Annotated in this window: 15 protein-coding genes; 1 reads left to right on the top strand and 14 read right to left on the bottom strand. The window is 66.8% G+C overall.

What is annotated here, in order from left to right:
- Window positions 1–120: 120 nt before the first annotated feature.
- A complete protein-coding gene (locus ACF8NF_RS11485; RefSeq protein WP_016446347.1) occupies window positions 121–1,182 on the bottom strand; it encodes a DNA topoisomerase IB in 1,062 nt (353 codons plus the stop codon).
- A gap of 345 nt (window positions 1,183–1,527) precedes the next feature.
- On the bottom strand, window positions 1,528–3,615 hold the full coding sequence (locus ACF8NF_RS11480) for a catalase (RefSeq protein WP_392450613.1): 2,088 nt from the start codon (window positions 3,613–3,615) through the stop codon (window positions 1,528–1,530).
- Between ACF8NF_RS11480 and ACF8NF_RS11475 the strand changes: the two genes are divergently transcribed.
- Window positions 3,523–3,981 carry a hypothetical protein gene (locus ACF8NF_RS11475; RefSeq protein ID WP_193584794.1) on the top strand — a complete coding sequence of 153 codons (459 nt, stop codon included), beginning with the start codon at window positions 3,523–3,525 and terminating at the stop codon, window positions 3,979–3,981. The two genes, ACF8NF_RS11480 and ACF8NF_RS11475, sit on opposite strands and share 93 nt — an antisense overlap.
- A gap of 202 nt (window positions 3,982–4,183) precedes the next feature.
- On the opposite strand, the gene ACF8NF_RS11470 is transcribed toward ACF8NF_RS11475, so the two are convergent.
- From ACF8NF_RS11470 to ACF8NF_RS11415, 12 genes are all read right to left on the bottom strand, one after another.
- Window positions 4,184–5,173, bottom strand: coding sequence for a Ku protein (locus tag ACF8NF_RS11470; RefSeq protein ID WP_310043981.1), 990 nt, complete (start codon window positions 5,171–5,173; stop codon window positions 4,184–4,186).
- Window positions 5,170–7,854 (bottom strand): DNA ligase D, encoded by a 2,685-nt coding sequence (gene ligD, locus ACF8NF_RS11465; protein WP_392450612.1) that lies wholly within the window; start codon window positions 7,852–7,854, stop codon window positions 5,170–5,172. The genes ACF8NF_RS11470 and ligD overlap by 4 nt, the downstream gene beginning before the upstream one ends.
- A 134-nt stretch (window positions 7,855–7,988) precedes the next feature.
- A complete protein-coding gene (locus tag ACF8NF_RS11460; RefSeq protein ID WP_016446341.1) occupies window positions 7,989–8,963 on the bottom strand; it encodes a hypothetical protein in 975 nt (324 codons plus the stop codon).
- A gap of 292 nt (window positions 8,964–9,255) precedes the next feature.
- The gene (locus ACF8NF_RS11455) at window positions 9,256–10,032 is read right to left on the bottom strand and encodes an SDR family NAD(P)-dependent oxidoreductase (RefSeq protein ID WP_046240202.1); all 777 of its coding nucleotides are present in this window, start codon (window positions 10,030–10,032) and stop codon (window positions 9,256–9,258) included.
- Window positions 10,029–10,949, bottom strand: coding sequence for a pyridoxine/pyridoxal/pyridoxamine kinase (pdxK, locus tag ACF8NF_RS11450; protein WP_016446339.1), 921 nt, complete (start codon window positions 10,947–10,949; stop codon window positions 10,029–10,031). The genes ACF8NF_RS11455 and pdxK overlap by 4 nt, the downstream gene beginning before the upstream one ends.
- Before the next feature lie 167 nt (window positions 10,950–11,116).
- On the bottom strand, window positions 11,117–11,818 hold the full coding sequence (locus tag ACF8NF_RS11445; RefSeq protein WP_026062223.1) for an ABC transporter ATP-binding protein: 702 nt from the start codon (window positions 11,816–11,818) through the stop codon (window positions 11,117–11,119).
- A gap of 8 nt (window positions 11,819–11,826) precedes the next feature.
- Complete coding sequence (gene livG / locus ACF8NF_RS11440; RefSeq protein ID WP_016446336.1) at window positions 11,827–12,594, bottom strand: high-affinity branched-chain amino acid ABC transporter ATP-binding protein LivG; 768 nt, start codon at window positions 12,592–12,594, stop codon at window positions 11,827–11,829.
- Between the two features lie 52 nt (window positions 12,595–12,646).
- Window positions 12,647–13,885 carry a high-affinity branched-chain amino acid ABC transporter permease LivM gene (locus ACF8NF_RS11435; RefSeq protein WP_016451503.1) on the bottom strand — a complete coding sequence of 413 codons (1,239 nt, stop codon included), beginning with the start codon at window positions 13,883–13,885 and terminating at the stop codon, window positions 12,647–12,649.
- Window positions 13,885–14,811: a high-affinity branched-chain amino acid ABC transporter permease LivH gene (gene livH, locus ACF8NF_RS11430; protein ID WP_016446334.1), complete on the bottom strand. Its 927-nt coding sequence runs from the start codon at window positions 14,809–14,811 to the stop codon at window positions 13,885–13,887. The genes ACF8NF_RS11435 and livH overlap by 1 nt, the downstream gene beginning before the upstream one ends.
- 100 nt (window positions 14,812–14,911) lie before the next feature.
- Window positions 14,912–16,033, bottom strand: a complete 1,122-nt coding sequence (locus tag ACF8NF_RS11425; protein ID WP_016446333.1) for a branched-chain amino acid ABC transporter substrate-binding protein — start codon at window positions 16,031–16,033, stop codon at window positions 14,912–14,914.
- A gap of 340 nt (window positions 16,034–16,373) precedes the next feature.
- Window positions 16,374–17,075, bottom strand: a complete 702-nt coding sequence (locus ACF8NF_RS11420; protein ID WP_034366148.1) for an RluA family pseudouridine synthase — start codon at window positions 17,073–17,075, stop codon at window positions 16,374–16,376.
- Window positions 17,072–19,300: a PAS domain-containing sensor histidine kinase gene (locus tag ACF8NF_RS11415; RefSeq protein ID WP_017404836.1), complete on the bottom strand. Its 2,229-nt coding sequence runs from the start codon at window positions 19,298–19,300 to the stop codon at window positions 17,072–17,074. The genes ACF8NF_RS11420 and ACF8NF_RS11415 overlap by 4 nt, the downstream gene beginning before the upstream one ends.
- Window positions 19,301–19,430: the final 130 nt, after the last annotated feature.

Genomic DNA, 19,430 nt, shown 5'->3' with positions numbered 1-19,430 from the left:
AAATTCATGATCCGGCAGTTTAGGGGCTGGGATGTATGCATCTGTGTCAGTCCACAGGCACAGTGCTTGCCGGGTGGTCCGGTCCCCGCCGCCGTCGCCGCAAAGAGGGGATCAAGCGGATCAGGCGGGCCGGCGGCTGGCGCCCTGGCCACGGCGGGGCGGGGTCCTGCGGGGCCGGGGCTGGGGCTCCAGCAGGCCCAGGAACAGGCATTCCTTGGCGCTCAGCCCGCGCGTGCGCCGTGCGGGTGCAGCGGTCGCGGCGGGCGGGCATTGTCCGGGCTGCTCGCACAGGGCCAGTACCTGGGGATGGATGTAGAACTTGCGGCAAACCGTACAGGTATTGCCCAGGCGCCGCGCCACCTCGGCGATCAGGTCCGTGAAGGTGAGCGCGCCCGGATGGCGGCTGCCCGCCGGTGACGCTGCGGCGGCCATGGCCAGCTCCAGCGCGTACACGCTGGCATGCCAGGTACGGAAGTCCTTGGCACTGAAGTCCGGTCCGTCTGCCTCGTCTGCCCCGGCCTTGCTGCAGATCCTGCGGATGTAGTCGTTCACGTGCTCGGAGCGCACATGGTGAACATCTCCCTCGTCGTCCACGAACTGGAAAAGCCGCTGCCCCGGCAGGTCCTGGCAGCGCTTGACGATGCGGGCCACGGCCCGGTCGGACACGCGGGCCTGCTGGGCGACGCCGCTCTTGCCCTTGAAGCTCAGCGTCAGCTCTCCGGCGCGCACCTGGGCGTGGCGGTTCCTGAGCGTGGTCAGGCCGAAGGATCCATTGGCTTCTGAATACTCGTCATTGCCAACGCGCAGCGCCGTGCAGTCCAGCAGCCAGACGATGGTGGCCACCACGGTTTCGAGCTGCGGCCGCCCCGGCCTGAGGTCCCGCGCCACGGCACGCCGAATGGCGGGCAGATGCCGGCCGAACTCGCGCATGCGGTCGAACTTGACCTGCTTGCGCTGCTCCTGCCACTGCGGGTGATAGCGGTATTGCTTGCGCCCGCGGGCATCGCGGCCCGTGGCCTGCAGGTGGCCCCGGGCGTCAGGGCAGATCCATACATCCACATAGGCCGGTGGAATGGCCAATTTGCGGATGCGCTCCAGCGCCTGGGCGTCGCGCACGGGCCTGCCGTCCTGGTCCACATAGGAAAAGCCTTTGCCACGCCGCACGCGGCGCCAGCCGGGCATGCGGTCGTTGACATGGATGAGGTCTGCAGTCAGTGCAACCCCTGCGGCGGCGGCGGCGGAGGTGCGATGGGGGGATCGGAATAGGGTGAAGGCGCCGGAGCCGGCGGAGGATCACCCACGGGTGGCACCAGCGGCTCGGTCGGCGGCGGATTGACCGGCGGAGCGACGGGAGGTGTGGCAGGCGGTGTGGGTGGTGCAGCGATCATGGAACGGTTTCTCCTGTGATGGTGGCGGGCCGCAGCGGCCATGCAGCCGCTGCAGCAATCGCCATGCCCGGACCCTTGCACGGGGCCGAAGCGTTGACATTTGGTAGCAATGATTCGCGAAAACCGGTGGCCTGCGGCCTCAGGCCAGCGTCCTCAGCGTGGGCTCGCGGTCCCAGAAGCGTTTCTTGGCGCCTTCGACAAAGGGCTTGGGCGTGTCGATGGGAAACACGCCCTCGTCCGGCGTGATGCCCGCGGTCTGCAGGATGTGCCCGGTGGCCTTGCAGGCCGCAATGGCCTTGAGGTGGCCGAAGGCATCGCGGAACCAGTCCTGGGCGGCCGCTTCCCGGGCCAGGGCTTCGCCGCGCTGGGGCGTGAGGATGGACACCACGGCGTCGAACTGCGCCGAGGGCGATCCGGCCAGCTGGCCGTCTGCGGGCAGGTGGCTGCCGTCGTCCAGCGTGGCGCCGCCGATCTTGGGCGCAATGATCTTCACGCTGGCCTTTTGCGCCACCAGGGCCTTGTGGAAGGCGGCAATGTGCCGGGCGCTGGAGCCTTCATCCACCAGGATGGCCACGCAGCGGCCCTGCAGCGTGGGCTTCATGCGGTCGATGATGCGCGTGGCCGGGCTGGGCGGCAGCTTTTGCGGGGGCACGGCAGGCTTGGCGGCAGGCGGCAGCTGGGGCAGGCCCAGGCCGTCGGCCACGCGCTTTGCCAGGTCGGCGTCTATCACCTGCAGGTGGCCCACCACGACCAGTCGCACATGCGGCGTCTGCACCTTGGACAGCTCGAACACCAGGGCGCTGGCGATGTGGGCCTGCTCCACCGCGCTCTGGCTGGCGTAGAACATGCGCGCCTGGCTGTAGTGGTCGGCAAAGCTTTCGGGGCGGATGCGGCCCTTGGCGCCGTCCCCGTCATCCTGGGCAAAGTGCCTGAAGCCGCGCGCCGCCGAGGCGCGCGGACTGTCGGCCTGCAGGCTGGAGGGCTCGTAGGCCACGCGGCCCTTGGGCACCTGGGTCTGCATATGGCCGTCGCGCTGGTCGTGGGCAAACGGGCATTTGGGCGCGTTGATGGGCAGCTGCGTGAAGTTGGGCCCGCCCAGGCGCGACAGCTGGGTGTCCAGGTAGGAGAAAAGGCGGCCCTGCAACAGCGGATCGTTGCTGAAGTCGATGCCCGGGGGCAGGTTGGCCGGGCAGAAGGCGACCTGCTCGGTCTCGGCAAAGAAGTTGTCGGGCCAGCGGTCCAGCACGAAGCGGCCGATCTTGCGCAGCGGTATCTCCTCTTCCGGAATGATCTTGGTGGGGTCCAGATGGTCATAGGGCAGGGCGTCGGCCTGTTCCTGCGAGAACAGCTGCACGCACAGCTCCCAGGCCGGGTAGTCGCCGGCCTCGATGGCCTCGAACAGGTCGCGGCGGTGGTAGTCGTTGTCGGCGGCCTGCAGCTTCAGGGCCTCGTCCCAGACGGTGGATTGGATGCCCAGCTCGGGCCGCCAGTGGAATTTCACGAAGGTGCTTTTGCCTTGCGCATTGACCAGCCGGAAACTGTGCACGCCAAAGCCCTCGATCATGCGCAGGCTGCGCGCGATGGTGCGGTCGCTCATGATCCACATGACCATGTGCATGGACTCGGGCATGAGGGAGATGAAGTCCCAGAACGTGTCGTGCGCCGTGGCAGCCTGTGGAAAGCCCCGGTCCGGCTCCATCTTCACGGCATGGACCAGGTCGGGGAATTTCATGGCGTCCTGGATGAAGAACACCGGAATGTTGTTGCCGACCAGATCCCAGTTGCCCTCTTCGGTATAGAACTTGATGGCGAAGCCGCGCACGTCCCGCGGGGTGTCCACCGAGCCTGCGCCGCCGGCCACGGTGGAAAAGCGCACGAAGACTGGCACCTGCTTGCCGGTTTCGGTCAGCACCTTTGCGGTGGTGTACTGCTCCAGTGAATCGGTCAGCTGGAAATAACCGTGGACACCTGTGCCGCGTGCATGGACGATCCGCTCCGGAATGCGCTCATGGTCGAAATGCGTGATTTTCTCGCGCAATATGAAATCTTCCAGAAGCGTGGGTCCCTTTGGCCCTTGCTTCAATGAATTCTGGTTGTCCGCAACCGGTATGCCCTGCTGCGTCGTCAATACAGGATGAGAGGCTTCGGCCTGCTGCTGGAGTTCTCCGCCGTGGCCAACGGGGCATTGGGATGGGGATTTCTTTTCAGCTGGGGCTTTCTTGGCCATGATGCACTCCTTGGGAATGAACGCCATGTTCTTTTGACGCGGATATTTCAAGCGGAGCAACGGTATGTTTTTCAGTTGCCGCAATGGGAAAATAAAAAAAGGGCCCGGAGGACCCTTTTTTCAGGTCATGCAACCTGCGGCTCAACGCTGCTGGTGGCTGTCCTGCTTTTGCTGCTGACCCGGCTGGTTGCGCTGGGGGTTGCTCTGCTGTTGCTGATGGTTGGGATTATTGGGATTGCTTTGCTGCTGCTGCCCCGGATTGTTTTGTTGCTGCTGCTGGTTCTGCTTGTTCTTGTCGTTTTGCTGGTTGCTGGCCGTGTTGCCTTGAGGGTTATTGGTCTGTTGCGTCATTTCCATACTCCTTAAGTAAACAGCGATGCCGTCATCACTGCAATTTCATTGTGCTGCCTGAAAAATCCACGGCGTGTAGGAAATTCGGAAGATTACTTTTGGTAAATCATTGGAATTTGCTATGCATATCGTGGAATCCATTTTTGCGGCAAAAAATGCATGTATTTTTTATCATGAAATGCCATTTGTAGATTATGCAAAACGGCAATGGTCCGTTTCATTTGGATGTTGAACGTTTTGCAGGCGCCTTGGACGCTGGCTTTCGGGGCTTGGGCGTTGTCCGGGTCGCGGGCGCTTTTGCAGCTTTTGCAGCTTTTGCCGCCGCCCCGGTATTTTTTTCCTTGGCCGCGGAGGCGGGGGCCCCGCTGCCTGCCTTGCCCAGGCTGCTCCTGAGCAGGGCGGTCAGATCCAGCACGGCTGCGTTGGCGGGTGCGGCGGGCGCGTCCTGCTGCCTTGGCACACTTTGCACGTCGCCCGCATGGGCCTTGGCCTGCACCAGCTGGTGGATTTCCTCGCTGAAGGAGTTGCGGAACTGGTCGGCGTCCCAGGCCTGGCTCATGTCCTTGATCAGTGCCAGGGCCATGGTCATTTCGGCGGCCTTGATGCCTGCGGCCCTTGCGTCCAGCGGCGGCAGGTCCAGCTGCTCGAAGGAGCGGATCTCGCCGCCCCAGCGCAGCAGGTTCAGCACCAGCGCCCGGCCGCAGGGGATCAGGATGGCCAGGTGCTGCTTGGCCTGGATGACGACCTTGGCCACGCCCACCTTGTTGCTCTTGCGCAGCGCCTCGCGCAGCAGTGCGTAGACCTTCCCGCCCCGGTGCAGGGGGGCGGTGTAGTAGGGCCGCTCCAGGTAGATGAAGGGGATATCGTCGGCATCGACAAAGGCCTCGATCTCTATGGTCTGCGTGGTCTTGGGAAAGGCGGCGGCAATCTCTTCGGCGCTCAGCACCACGTAGCGGCCTTCTTCGAATTCCACGCCCTTGACGATGTCGGCCGAGGCCACCTCCTTGCCCGTGACCTTGTTGATGCGCTTGTAGCCCACGGGCTGCATGTTGCGCTTGTCCAGCCAGTCGAAGTCGATGTCCGTGCTGGCCGTGGCCGCATACAGGCCTATCGGGATGTGGACCAGGCCAAAGCTGATGGCCCCCTTCCACAGGCTGCGCGAGGAGACGGCCGGGGCCGTGCGGGGAGATGTGGCTTTCCTGGTCATCGTTGTGCTTTCCTCGTTGGCGGCTCTTCGCGGGCCGGTGCCTCGAAGCCCAGCGCCTTCATGGCGCGGCCCAGGCTGGTGGCCGCCGTGCCGTAGTGCTCCCACGGCGAGTTGCCCAGGCGCAGGCGCTGGTCCACCGAGCGAATGGTCCAGTGCGCGCCGCCCGTGAGCCTGTCGAGCTCGTTCCAGCCCACGGGCACGGAGATGCCCATGCCGGGCCGCGCACGCGCTGTCCACGCGCAGGCCGTGGTGGCGCCAAAGCCGTTGCGCAGGTAGTCCACGAAGATTTTTCCCACGCGGTTGCGTGGCCCGCTCTTGGCCACGAAGCGCTGGGGCACGGTGCTGGCCAGGTGCTGGACCACGGCCTGGGAGAAGGCCTTGACCGTGTCCCAGTCCAGCAGCCGCTTGATCGGCACGACCACATGCAGGCCCTTGCCGCCGCTGGTCTTGAGGAAGGCCGGCAGCTCCAGCTCCTGCAGCAGCACATGCAGCAAGGTGGCCGCTTCCTGCACCTGCGTCCAGGGCACGCCCTCGCCGGGATCCAGGTCGAAGGTCATGCGGTCGGGCCGGTCGATGCGGTCCCGGCGGGCATTCCAGGTGTGCCATTCGATGGTGTTCATCTGCGCGGCCGCCACCAGGCCTTCACGCCGCGCCACCTCCATCAGCGGCGCATGGCCGGGATCGAGTTCGGGCGCCAGGGCGGCAATGCCCTGCAGCGGCGTCTGGTCCATGTGTTTCTGGAAGAACAGCTCGCCCTCGATGCCCTCCGGCGCGCGCACCATGGCCACGGGCCGGGCCTTGAGGTGGGTGATCATGAAGGGGGCCACCGTGGCGTAGTAGCGCGCCAGCTCCATCTTGGTGATGCCGGTGGAGGGGTCGATGACACGCTCGGCATGGGTGATGGCGATCGTGGCGGGCAGGCGCGCCGCCTTGGCCATGCGGGGCGGGGCGGCTTTGTGGCGGGTTGCGGTGCGGGGTGAAGATGCGGTCGATGGCACGTGCTGTGGCTCCTCTTTTGCGATGCGGCGCGCAGGCTTGTCCGTGCGCAGGCCCTGGAATACGGCGTGGCGGATGCGGCCGTCCGCGGTCCATTGCGCGAACGAGACTTCGGCCAGCAGGGTGGGGCGCACCCAGTGCACCTGGCTGCCAAGGCCCCGGGTGTCTGCCAGCGGGGATGTGCCGGTGGCCAGGCCGTCCAGGCGCTGGCGCAGGTCGGCCAGGGTGCGTGCGTTGAAACCCGTGCCGACCTTGCCGGCCGCGTGCAGCTGCCCGTCCTCGCCATGCACGGCGAGGACCAGGGCCCCCAGGCCGGTGCGCGAGCCCTGGGGATCGGTATAGCCGGCGATCACGAACTCCTGACGGTGGCCGCACTTGAGCTTGATCCAGTCCATGCTGCGCCGCGAGACGTAGGCGCTGCCGCGCCGCTTGCCGATCACGCCCTCCAGGCCCAGCCGGCAGGCGGCGGCCATCAGGTCGGCGGGCGGGGCGTCAAAGGCCTGGCTGAACCGAACGCGGTCCGACGGCGCCTTGTGCAGCAGCTCCTGCAACCGCTGGCGGCGCTGTTCCACGGGCTGCTGGCGCAGGTCCTGGCCGTCGTGCCACAGCAGGTCGAAGGCGAAGAAGACCAGCAGGTCGGTGTGCTCGCCGTCGAAGGCGTTCTGCAGGGCCTGGAAGTCGGGGCGGTCGTCGCTGTCCAGCATCAGCACCTCGCCGTCGATCCAGCCTGTTTGCAAGGGCAGGGCCGCCAAGGCGCGGGCCAAGGCAGGCATTCTGGCGGTCCAGTCCTTGCCGTTGCGCGTGACAAGCCGCACGGTACCGCTGTCGACGCGCGCCAGCAGGCGGTAGCCGTCGAACTTGCTCTCGAAGATCCATTGCCCGGCCTCCGTGGGCGGGCGGTCCACCAAGGTCGCCAGCTGGGGGGCGATCTCCTGCGGCATGGTCGCGGTGCCGGCGTGCTGCTTTCGTGCTGGCGCTGGCGCTGTTGCTGTTGTTGTTTCTGTTTCTGTTTCTGTCGTTGCCGCTGCTGCAGGTTCCAGGGGAAGGCCCGCCACGCTGTCGGGCATGTCCTCGACCACGCTGAATTCGCCGGCGGCGCGTTCCAGCCCGTCATGCTCCTTGATCAGCAGCCACGCGGGTTTTTTGGCATCGTCCTTGCCGCGCATGCGCACCAGGGTCCAGCGGCCCTGCAGCTTGTGGCCGCGCAGCTCGAACTTGAGCTTGCCCTTGCGAAGGCCCTCGGCGGCGTCGCCTTGTGGCCACCAGGTGCCCCGGTCCCAGATGATGACCTTGCCCGTGCCGTACTGGCCCGGCGGAATCTGGCCTTCGAAGCGGTTGTAGGCCATGGGGTGGTCTTCCACCTGCACGGCCATGCGCTTGTCGGCCGGGTCGTAGCTGGGGCCCTTGGGCACGGCCCAGCTTTTCATGCTGCCGTCCAGCTCCAGCCGGAAGTCGTAGTGCAGATGGCTGGCCCAGTGCTTTTGAATGACGAATTGCAGGACACCCGTGCCGGGCTGCCCTGCAATCGCGTCGCTGGAAGGTTCTGCCGAGGGCTCCGGCGTGCGCGTGAAGTCGCGCTTTTGCCGGTAGGCCGCCAGCGAAGCGGCAGCCTTGTCCTGCCCGCCGGCCGCAGCAGCCCGCCGCGGCTGCTGCGTGACCGGGTTGCTGCGGCGCGGTGCGGGCATGCGGCGCTCCTTCAGAACATCAGTGCAATCAAAATGATGATGGGAATGGGCACGCCCAGAAGAAAAAGCAGTATGGATCGCATGAATGGCCTCCGTTCAATGAATGGTTGGATGGTGTTGACTGCGATGCAAAATCAAATGGCATCGCGTTGGCGGCCACCCCAGGTGGCGCACAGGCTGCCCACAAAGGCGCCCAGCATCAGGGAAACAAACAGCCAGAGCATGGAATGGGCGGTGGCCTTTCGCGTTTCTTCAGCGGCCTGCTTGGCCTTTTGCTTGGCCTCTTCTGCCTTTTGCTCGGCCTGCTTTATCTGCATCTGTACGGAATCAAAGGTGCTTCGCACTTTCTTTTGCGCTTCTTCCACCGGAATATCGGAATTGCGCGCAATCAGCTGGGCCAGATATTGCTCATCGGCCGCAGAAAGCTGGCCGGTGCGCAGCGACTGGGCAAAGATCACGCCGGCCTCCCGCGTGGCGCTGGCCATGTCGGCAGGCGTTGTGCTGCCGGAGGTTGCCGCGGAATTGCGGAACAGGCTGCCGGTCCAGTAGGCCAGGCCCTGGGGCGAGGCATCGGCGCCCGAGGCACCGGCCATGGCTGCGGCACCGCCAGCAGCCGCACCGCCGGCGGCGCCGATCGCGCCACCCACCACGCTGGAGGCGCTGGTGGCCACGGTCTGCGCCGCCTTGAAGGCGCCGGACACCGCACCACCGGCCGCAGCGCCCATCAGGGCCACCATGGCCAGCGTGGCCAGCGCCCAGGACAGAAAGCCGTGGGCCGTGTCGCGGAAGTAGACCTCGTCCGTATGCACGCCTTGCCAGCGGGTGCGCAGCCGCCCGGCCAGGTACCCGCCCACGCCGGCGGAGGCCAGCTGGGTGAAGGCGATCCAGGCCACGGCCGTCCACCCCAGGGCGCCGGCATCCATGCCTTGGCCGGTCCATACCGAGACAGACGACAGGCCCAGGCCCGTGCCCAGAATGAACAGCAGCAGCGACAGCGAGGCCGCCGCCATGGCGCCCGCGAATATCGCCGCCCATGAAACACCGCTGACGGATGTATTGGCCGCAGGGACCACTGGCGTTGCCAGGGGATCGGAATAGGCAATGGACATGGCTGGATTTCCTGGAGTTGAGTGCCCCATTCTTGCCAGCCGCAATAAATGCCACTGTAGGAGGATTGGAAAAGCGGGACTGGCAAACGCAGACGAAAAACGTCATCCTTTGCCAGATGACGTTTTTGAAGGCAATGCGCGGCCTGGATATGGGAAATGATTCCTGCAACCGGTAAAACTTGCGGAATATTTTCCAGGGCGAATGGCTGGATTGTTTCCGGCAGCACGGCGATATGTTTCTGTCTGCTGCCGGGATTTCCATTGCGGCATCGGGCCTGCCAGACCCGTGCGTTCAGGGCTGGCGCACGTCGGCCACGACCTGCTCGCCAAAATCCGCGCGCTGCAGCCAGCCCAGCACCAGGGTGGCGGCCTGCTCGGGCGTGGACAGCTTGCCGCCCTCCTTGAGCTGGGCGAAGTTGCCTGCGTCGGGAAAGGCTGCGGCATCGGCGCTGCGCAGCTGCACCTGCATGTCGGTGTCGATGACGCCGGGCGCCAGCGAGCAGATGCGCGCGCCGTGGGGCTTGAGCGCCTCGTCCAGCGCCACGCTGCGGCTGAAATGGTCCATGCCGGCCTTGGCCGCGCAGTAGGAGGCCTGCGAGGCAATGGCGCGCCGCCCCAGGCCGGAAGAGATGTTGAGCACCTTGCGCGGCACGGCCGTCCAGCCTTCGGTGGCGGCCAGGAAGGCGGCCGTCAGCAGCATGGGCGCCTCCAGTCCCACGCGCATGGCCTGGGCGATGTCGGCGGGCCGCAGCTGCGACAGCGGCGCGATCTGCGGAATCACGCCCGCGTTGTTGATCAGGGTGACGCTGGCGTAGCGCGTGGCGTCCAGCCCGGCGAGCCATTCGCCCAGCCTGCGGGCCGCTGCCTCGGGCTCGCCCAGGTCCACGCTCCACTGCTGCAGCGGGGCGCCTGCCGTGGCGGCGGCCCGGTTCAGGTCTTCGCTGGTGGAGCGCGACAGCGTGACCAGCTCATGGCCGGCATCGAGCAGTTGCCGGGCCATGGCCAGGCCCATGCCGCGCGAAGCGCCCGTGAGAATCGTCAGGGAAAGGAGAGGCGATGCATTGTTCATGCGGGCGATGGTATCGCTTGTGCCCGTGCTGCCGGTGCTGCCTGCGCGGTCATTGCCCGGGCGGCGACGGGGTCCGAGGGCAGCAGCAGCTCGGCGCTGCGCGCCTGCCGCGTGCGCTCCAGCGCCTGCACGATGCGTTCGCAGGCGCGCTCGGCCGCCTCGCGCAGGCTGGCGCCCTGCAGCCAGTGGCCGGTGAGCGCGGCGCTGAACAAGTCGCCCGTTCCCTTGGGCACCGCATCCACGCGCGCGTGGGTGACCACATGCACGTCCTCGCGCGTGACCAGCGCCACGCGCATGCGCAGTGCATGCTCGCCGCCCAGCTCGGGCGCCGCGCTGGTCACGGCCACCCACTGCGTGCGGCCGGTCAGCAGGCTGCGCGCGGCCTGGACCACATCGTCCATGCCGTGCACAGGGCGCGCGGTCAGCCGTTCCAGCTCGAAATGGTTGGGTGTCAGCCCGTCGGCCAGGGGCAGCAGGTGGCGCTGGTAGGCCTCGACCATGGCGGGGTCCACATAGATGCCGCTGTCGTGGTCGCCAATCACCGGGTCCACCACCACGCGCAGGCCGGGGCGCTGCTGCAGCAGGCCCGCCACCCAGTCCGCCAGCAGCCCGGCCTGGTCCGGCCCGCCCAGGTAGCCGGCCAGAACGGCCTGCAGTTGCCCGAGCGCGCCGCGCGCGCCCAGGTCCTGCAGATAGCCCGCAAACCACTCGGCGGCAATTGCTCCGCCGTGGATGCTGGGATAGTGCGGCGTATTGCTGAACACCACCGTGGGCACGGCCGCCGCCGCCAGCCCCAGGGCCTGCAGCGTGGGCATGGCCACGTTGTTGCCAACGCGGCCGTAGACGACCTGGGACTGCACGGACACCACGTCGATGGCCAGGGGTTGCAGCATGTCATGGGGGGCGGGGGCGTTCATGGGCGTGGGGGAGCAATGAGAGGCAGGGACGTGTTTTATAACGCCTGCGCCCAGGCCGCAGACCCCACAATCGGCCGCGCAGGACCAGACCACTGTGCGATCTGCGTGTGAAAAGAAAAAGGCCCGCCAAAGGGCGGGCCCGTGGAGCGCTGGGCGCCTGTGCGTTGTCAGGCGCCCAGGTAGGCGCGGCGCACGGCGTCGTTGGTCAGCAGGTTGGCGCCGGTGTCCTCCAGCACCACCTTGCCGGTCTCCAGCACATAGCCGCGGTCGGCGATCTGCAGGGCGCGGTTGGCGTTCTGCTCGACCAGGAAGACCGTGACGCCAGCGGCGCGGATGGTCTGGATGATCTCGAAGATCTGCGCAATGATCAGCGGCGCCAGGCCCAGCGTGGGTTCGTCCAGCAGCAGCAGGCGGGGCTTGCTCATCAGCGCGCGGCCGATGGCCAGCATCTGCTGCTCGCCGCCCGACATGGTGCCGGCGCGCTGGTGGGCGCGCTCGCGCAGGCGCGGGAAGAGGCCGAACACATGTTCGATGCCGGCCTCGATCTGCGGCTTGTCCAGGAAGAATCCGCCCATCTTCAGGTTGTCGGTGACCGTGAGGTCCGAGAAGATGCGCCGCCCTTCTGGCGAGACCGCAATGCCCTTGCGCATGATGTGGTGCGAAGGAAGCTGGGTGATGTCCTCGCCCTCGAACGAGATGCGGCCCGAGCTGGCGCGCGGGTTGCCGCACACCGTCATCAGCAGCGAGGTCTTGCCGGCGCCGTTGGAGCCGATCAGCGAGACGATCTCGCCCTGGTTGACGTGCAGGCTGACGCTGTCGACCGCGCAGATGGCGCCGTAGTGGGTGGAGATGTTCTCCAGTTGCAGCATGGCAGGCATCAGGCTTCTCCCAGATAGGCCTTGATGACCCGTTCATCGTTGCGAATGGCATCCGGCAGGCCCATGGCGATGGGCTTGCCGTACTCCATGACCAGGATGCGCTCGGACACGCCCATGACCAAGCCCATGTCGTGCTCGATCAGCAGCACGGCAATGCCGTACTGGCGGCGCAGCTGGTCGATCAGGCCCTGCAGGTCCTTTTTCTCCTGCGGGTTCAGGCCGGCGGCGGGTTCGTCGAGCATGAGCACGCGCGGCTTGGTGATCATGCAGCGCGCGATCTCCAGGCGGCGCTGGTGGCCGTAGGCCAGGTTGCCGGCCTCGCGGTTGACGAACTCGCGCAGGCCCATCACGTCCAGCCAGTGCAGGGCGCTCTCGATCTTTTCCTCTTCGCTGCGGCGGTAGCCCGCCGTGTTGAACAGGCCCGACAGCAGGTTGACGCCCGAGCGGCGGTGCTGTGCCACCAGCAGGTTTTCCAGCACCGTCATGGACTTGAACAGGCGCACGTTCTGGAAGGTGCGCACCACGCCGTGGTTGGCCACGTGGTGGCTGCTGCGCCCCTCGATGGCGCTGCCGTCCAGCGCGATGGAGCCGCTGCTGGGCTGGTAGAAACCGCTGATGCAGTTGAACACCGTGGTCTTGCCGGCGCCGTTGGGGCCGATGATGGCAAACACTTCCTGCGGACGCACGTTGAAGCCCACGTGGTCCACGGCCAGCAGGCCGCCGAAGCGCATGCACAGGTCTTTGACTTCTAGCAAATACTCGCTCATTGCCGGCCCTTGCTGCTATCTGTTGTCCCAAAAATCATGGTGTCGGCATGCCTCATGAGCGCACCTCCACATGGCGACGGCGCATGGGCAGCAGGCCCTGCGGGCGCCAGACCATCATCAGCACCATCACCAGGCCGAAGATCAGCATGCGGTACTCGGAGAACTCTCGTGCCAGCTCGGGCAGCACCGTCAGCAAGATGGCCGCGATGATCACGCCCAGCTGCGAGCCCATGCCGCCCAGCACCACGATGGACAGGATCAGCGCCGACTCGATGAAGGTGAAGGACTCGGGGTTGACGATGCCTTGGCGCGCCGCGAAGAAGGCACCGCCGAAGCCGGCGAACATGGCGCCCAGCGTGAAGGCCGACAGCTTGATCTTCATGGGGTTCAGGCCCAGCGAGCGGCAGGCGATCTCGTCCTCGCGCAGTGCCTCCCAGGCGCGGCCTATGGGCATGCGCACCAGGCGGTTGGAGATCCACAGCGTGACCACGGCCAGCAGCAGCGCCATCAGGTACAGGAAGATCACCATGTGCAGCGAGCTGAACTCCAGCCCCAGGAACTGGTGGAACGTCGTGCCGCCCTCGGTGGAGGGGGTGCGCGTCATCTCCAGGCCCAGCACCGTGGGCTTGGGGATGCTGGAGATGCCGTCCGGCCCGCCCGTGATGCTGGTCAGGTTGACCAGCAGCAGGCGGATGATCTCGCCAAAGCCCAGGGTCACGATGGCCAGGTAGTCACCGCGCAGCCGCAGCACCGGAAAGCCCAGCACGAAGCCGAACATCGCGGCAGCGGCACCGGCCAGCGGCAGCGCTTCCCAGAAGGACCAGCCGGCCCAGTGGAAGAGCAGCGCATAGGTGTAGGCGCCCACGGCGTAGAAGCCCACGAAGCCCAGGTCCAGCAGGCCGGCAAAGCCCACGACGATGTTCAGGCCCAGGCCCAGCATCACGTAGATCATGGCCAGCGTGGCGATGTCCACCGCGTTGCGGCCCGCAAAGAACGGCCAGGACACGGCGATCAGCAGGGCCGCCAGCATCAGGCCGTTGCGGTGGCTGGGGCGCGCCTGCGGCAGCGAGGGCAGCGAGACCTTGGGCATCTTCGCCGCGATCAGCGGGCGCAGCAGCTGCACCAGGAAGACCAGGGCGCAGGCCCAGGCCACCACCGTCCAGTCGGGGTTGATGATGGTGCGGGTGCCGGCGCGTTCCAGGTGCAGGCCGAAGATGGGCGTGACGACCACGGCCGTCATCACCGTGGCGATCAGGGCGTCGCGCAGGTTCAAAGTGGGTTTGGTTTTCATCAGACCTTCTCCACTTCAGGTTTGCCCAGCAGGCCCGTGGGGCGGAACAGCAGGATCAGCACCAGCAGGCCGAAGGCCACGATGTCCTTGTACTCGGACGAGATGTAGGCTGCCGCAAAGGTTTCGGCCACGCCCAGCAGCACGCCGCCCAGCATGGCGCCGGGGATGGAGCCGATGCCGCCCAGCACCGCGGCCGTGAAGGCCTTGATGCCGGCCAGAAAGCCGATGAACGGGTTGAGCTTGCCCACGGCCAGCGCGATCAGCACCCCGCCCACGGCCGCCAGCATGGCGCCCAGCACGAAGGTGAACGAGATCACGCGGTTGGTGTCGATGCCCAGCAGGCTGGCCATGTGCATGTCCTGGGCGCAGGCGCGCGAGGCGCGGCCCATGCGCGAGTGGCGGATGTACAGCGTCAGCAGCACCATGAGCACGATGGCCACCACGATGATCAGGATGCGCGAGTAGGGCACATAGATCTCGAAGCCGCCTTCGGCACCGAAGCGCAGCGCGCCCGGCAGCAGCGAGGGCACGGCCATGTCGCGCGCACCCTGGCCCAGGGCCACCCAGTTCTGCAAGAAGATGGACATGCCGATGGCCGAGATCAGGGCCACCAGGCGGGGACTGCGGCGCAGCGGCTTGTAGGCCACCTGCTCCACCACCAGGCCATAGACGCCGGTGACGAAGACCGAGACCACCAGCATCAGGCCGATGATGGCCCACACCGGCAGGCCGCTTTGCGTGCCTATGGCCGACAGCGTGACCAGGCCGATGTAGGCCCCGATCATGTAGATGTCGCCGTGGGCGAAGTTGATCATCCCGATGATGCCGTAGACCATCGTGTAGCCGATGGCGATCAGGGCATAGATGGCGCCCAGGGACAGTCCGTTGAACAGCTGCTGTATCAGCTGAGGTAAGAGTTCTGACATGGTGTAATGCCGCCCCAAAACAGGAAAAGGCCTAAAAGGCCAGGATGCAGACGACCGGGACACGCCGAATGCGTGCCCCGGTCAGTCAGACGGAGGGGGATTACTTGGCAGCGACCGACTTGCTGCCGTCCTTGTGCCATTCGAACACCTGGAAGTCGAAGGACTTCAGGTCGCCCTGCTTGTTCCAGCCCACCGAGCCCAGAACGGTCTCGAAGTTGGACTTGTGCAGGTGGTCAGCCACCTTGGCGGGGCTGTCGCCCACGGCCTTGATGCTGTCCAGCAGCACTTGCGTGGCGGCAAATGCGGTCAGCTGGAAGGCACCCGAAGGATTGCGCTTCTTGTCCTTGAAGGCCTTGACCACGGCGGCGTTCTTGGGGTTGGCCGAGAAGTCTGCGGGCAGGGTCACCAGCATGCCTTCGACGGCGTTGCCGGCGATGGCGTTGACTTCGGGGTTGCCCACGCCTTCGGGGCCCATCATGCGGACCTTCAGGCCCTGCTCGGAAGCCTGGCGCAGCAGCAGGCCCATTTCGGGGTGGTAGCCGCCGTAGTAGATGAAGTCCACGCCGGCGCTCTTGAGCTTGGTGATGACGGCGGAGTAGTCGCTGTCGCCGGCGTTGATGCCTTCGAACAGGGCCACTTCCACGCCGGCCTTCTTCAGGTCGTCGCGCACGGAGGATGCAATGCCCTGGCCATACGACTGCTTGTCGTGCAGCACGGCAACCTTCTTGGGCTTGGCCTTTTCCAGGATGAACTTGGCGGCGGCCGGGCCCTGCTGGTCATCGCGGCCGATGGTGCGGAAGATGAAGTGGTAGTTCTTGCCGTCGGTCAGGGCGGGGGACGTCGCCGAGGGGGTCACCACGACCACGCCTTCGTTGTTGTAGATCGGGGCTGCGGCAATCGATGCGCCCGAGCAGACGGGGCCGATCACGTAGCCGATCTTGGCGTTGACCACGCGGTTGGCGGCCACGGGACCTTGCTTGGGTTCGCAGGCGTCATCGACGGACACCAGCTCGATCTTCTTGCCGTTGACGCCGCCGGCCGCATTGGCCATTTCCACGGCGGTGTTCACGCCTTCCTTGACCATGTCGCCGTACTGCGTCAGCGGGCCGGTGGTGGGAACCACCATGGCGATCTTGATTTGCGCATGCGCTGTGGAGAACAGGGCGGCGCCAGCCAAACCCAGGGCGGCGACGACGGTGTGCATGCGGAACGGAATGCTCATGAGTACTTCCTTCAACTTTGGGTAAAGCGTTCTGAAAAACGCGGTGGCTCCTGTAGGGGCTAGCCGCGCAAAGAAGCACAGGTTAATCGCCTGGTTACCAATGGCAACAGGGTATCCCGGGGCTGGCGCGGCAACAGGCTTTTCGCTAAGGCTCCCATCGCGGCCTGCGCCGTCGGGCGGGGGCTGTTTTGGCCGAAGAAAACGGCTGATGCCGACGATGCACCCTGACGGTGCTTCATGAAGTCAATATGACCAACTGCAAGAAGGGGAAACACGTACGCTGAATGTTGCATTGCAGCAACGTACGCGGTGGCGATGATTTGCGTGTTCCTGCGATGGATCAGAACGGCGCGGCGGATTCGAAACGCAGCGTCTCGCCAGACAGGGGATGCGCCAGCTCCAGCAGCTGCGCATGCAGCAGCAGGCGCGGCGATAGCGCCTGCACGGCGGCATCGGCATAGAGCGCATCGCCCAGGATGGGATGGCCCAGCGCGGCCATGTGCACGCGCAGCTGGTGGGTGCGCCCCGTCACGGGCTGCAGCTGCACCCGCGCGGTGATTGCGTCCCGGACTTCGGTGGCTTGCGCGCCTGGCAGGGCGCGCCACAGGGTCTGGCTGGGCTTGCCCTGCACGGCATCGATGATGCGCAGCGGGCGCCGCTCCCAGTCGGCTGCAATCGGCAGGTCGATGCTCTGCCATGCGCCGGCTTGCCGCGCGGTGGGGCTGCCTGCCACCACGGCCACATAGCGCTTGTGCACGCGGCGCTGCGCAAAGGCCTCGCTCAGCAGGCGCTGGCTGGCCAGGCTGCGCGCCATGATCACCAGGCCCGAGGTGGCCTGGTCCAGCCGGTGCACGACCAGCGCATCGGGCCAGCGCTGCAGGGCGCGGGCGCTCAGGCAGTCCTGCTTGTCTGGGCCGCGCCCGGGCACGCACAGCAGGCCGCTGGGCTTGTCCAGCACCAGCAGTTCGGCATCTTCGTGCAGGCAGATGACGCCTGCGCCGTCACCTGCACTGGCGCCGCCATCGCGTTGCTCAGGGGTCAAGCCGTTCCCCGCTCATTCAGCAGCCTGTGCACCGTGGCGCACAGCTCTTCCACGTCGTTGGGCTTGTGGACCAGGGCCCTGGCGCCTGCAGCCAATGCGGCCTGCTCGATCTCGGTGGTGATGTAGCCCGAGGCCAGCGCGATGGGCAGCTGCGGCTGGATGGACAGGGCCTCGTGCACCAGGTCGATGCCGCTGTAGCCGGGCATGTTGTAGTCGGTGACCAGCAGGTCGCAGTCCTGGGGCGCGGCGCGCAGCGCCTCGATGGCCTCGTGCGGATCGGTGAAGCCGCTGACCTGGTAGCCGCGCCGGCGCAGCAGGCGCTGCACCAGAAAGACCAGGGCCTGGTCATCGTCCACGTACATCACATGCTGCTGCGCGGCCTGCGGGTCGGGCAGCAGGGCGAACTGCGGGCCGGTCGGGGTTTCCGCGGCCGCCAGGGGCTCGGGTGCGCTGGGCAGCGCCTGGGCGGCGAGGGGCTCGGCCGGTGCAGAGTCGGCCGGCGTCAGGGGGTCGGCCGGAGGAAAGTACAGCGTGAAGCGGCTGCCCTGGCCGGGGATGCTGTACACGTCCACGGCGCCGCCGTGGTTGCGCATGACACCGTGCACCACGGGCAGGCCCAGGCCCGTTCCCTGGCCTACGGGCTTGGTGGTGAAGAAGGGCTCGAAGATGCGCTGCAGCGTGCGTGCGTCCATGCCGGGGCCGTTGTCCTGCACCGACAGCGCCACGTAGCTGACGGGCGGCAGGCCCAGGCGTTCGCACAGGCGCTGGTCCGGGCGCACCAGGTCGGCATCCATCTGGATCAGGCCGCGCCGCTCGCCCAGGGCGTGCATGGCATTGGTGCACAGGTTGAAAAGGGCCTGCTCCACCTGCATGGCGTCGGCCAGCATGGGCGGCATCTGCGGCGGCACGTGCACCTGCAGCTCCACGGCGGGCGGCAGGGTCACGCGCAGCAGCCGCGCCGTGTCGCCCATGACCTCGCGCGCCTGCACGGGCTTGCGCTGCGGCGGTTCATTGCGGCTGAACGTCAGGATCTGGCGCACCAGGTCGCGCGCGCGGCGGCCGGCCTTTTCGATCTCCTGCAGGCTTTCGATGGCTGCGGCATTGCCGCCGCAGTCGGCCTTGGCCAGCTCCACATTGCCCAGGATGGCGCCCACGATGTTGTTGAAGTCGTGGGCAATGCCGCCGGCCATGGTGCCCAGGGCCTGCATCTTGTGCGATTCGCGCAGCTGGTCTTCCAGCTCGTTGCGCTGGGCCTCGGCCTTCTTGCGGCTGGTGAGGTCGCGCGCGAACACGGTGGTGGTCTCGCCGCCGCTGTGGTGCTCGAAGGAGACGCTGACCTCGACCGGGATTTCGCGGCCGCTGGCCGTGCGTGCCGTCATCTCGCCCAGCACGGCCTGCGTGGTCAGTGGCGCAAAGGACAGGGCCTGGGCCGCATCGGGCAGGAAACGCTCCAGCGGACTGCCCAGCGCGTCGTGCGGCGGACACAGAAACAGGGCGGCAGCCGTGGGATTGAAGACGGTGATGCGCTGCTCGTGGTCCAGGCAGATGATGGCGTCCAGGGCCGAGTTGATGACCGATTCGAGCCGCCGCTCGCTCAGGAACAGCTGGTGGTTGCGCTGCTGCAGCGCCAGGCGCTCGGCCAGCAGCGGACCCTGGTCGACCACGGCGCACAGGTACTGCGCAATGGGCGGGCCGCTTTGCTGCGGGATGGCGATGCAGGCCACATGCAGGTCGGCGCGCAGCTGGTGCTGCTCGGTGATGTCGAAGCAGACCTCGTGGGCCTCGGTGCGGCCCAGCTCGCGTGCCGCAACGAAGGTCTCGCGCACGCGCTCGGCGTCGTCAGGGTGCACGAAGGGCGCGAAATTGACCAGCAGCCGGTCATGCTCGGTGGGCTGGAAGGCGCTGTGCGCCATGGCGTTGGCCTGCACCACCATGTCGTGCTCGTCCACCACCAGCAGGGGCAGGGGAATGCTGGCAAACAGGGCTTCGAAGCGCTCGGAGGCGCTTTCGGCCACGGCCTGGCTGTAGTCCAGCACGCGGTTCTGGATCTCCAGCTCGCGCTGGTAGTTGCGCAGCTCGGCGACCAGGGCCTGCAGCGGATCGTCTTCGGGCTGGAAGGAGGGGAAACGTTCGACGGGGGGCAGGTCGGCGCCGGGCGCCAGCAAGGCATGCAGGGGCAGGTGCTCGTCGTCGCGAGGCTGGTCGGAAGGGTCTTGGCTGCTCATCGCGTGCTGGCGCTGGGGAAAGCGGCATCTGCCGCACAAATCCTGGTCGCCCGCGCCTGGCGCCCGGCAGATGGACCGGGGCCCGGCGCGGGCAGGGCCGCAGTGTACGCGCGCCGGGCGGGGCGCCACA

The sequence above is a fragment of the Delftia sp. WSY_22 genome, assembly GCF_043104185.1.
Classification (GTDB): Bacteria; Pseudomonadota; Gammaproteobacteria; order Burkholderiales; family Burkholderiaceae_C; genus Comamonas; species Comamonas tsuruhatensis.
This window is presented reverse-complemented; position numbering and strand designations above follow the sequence as displayed.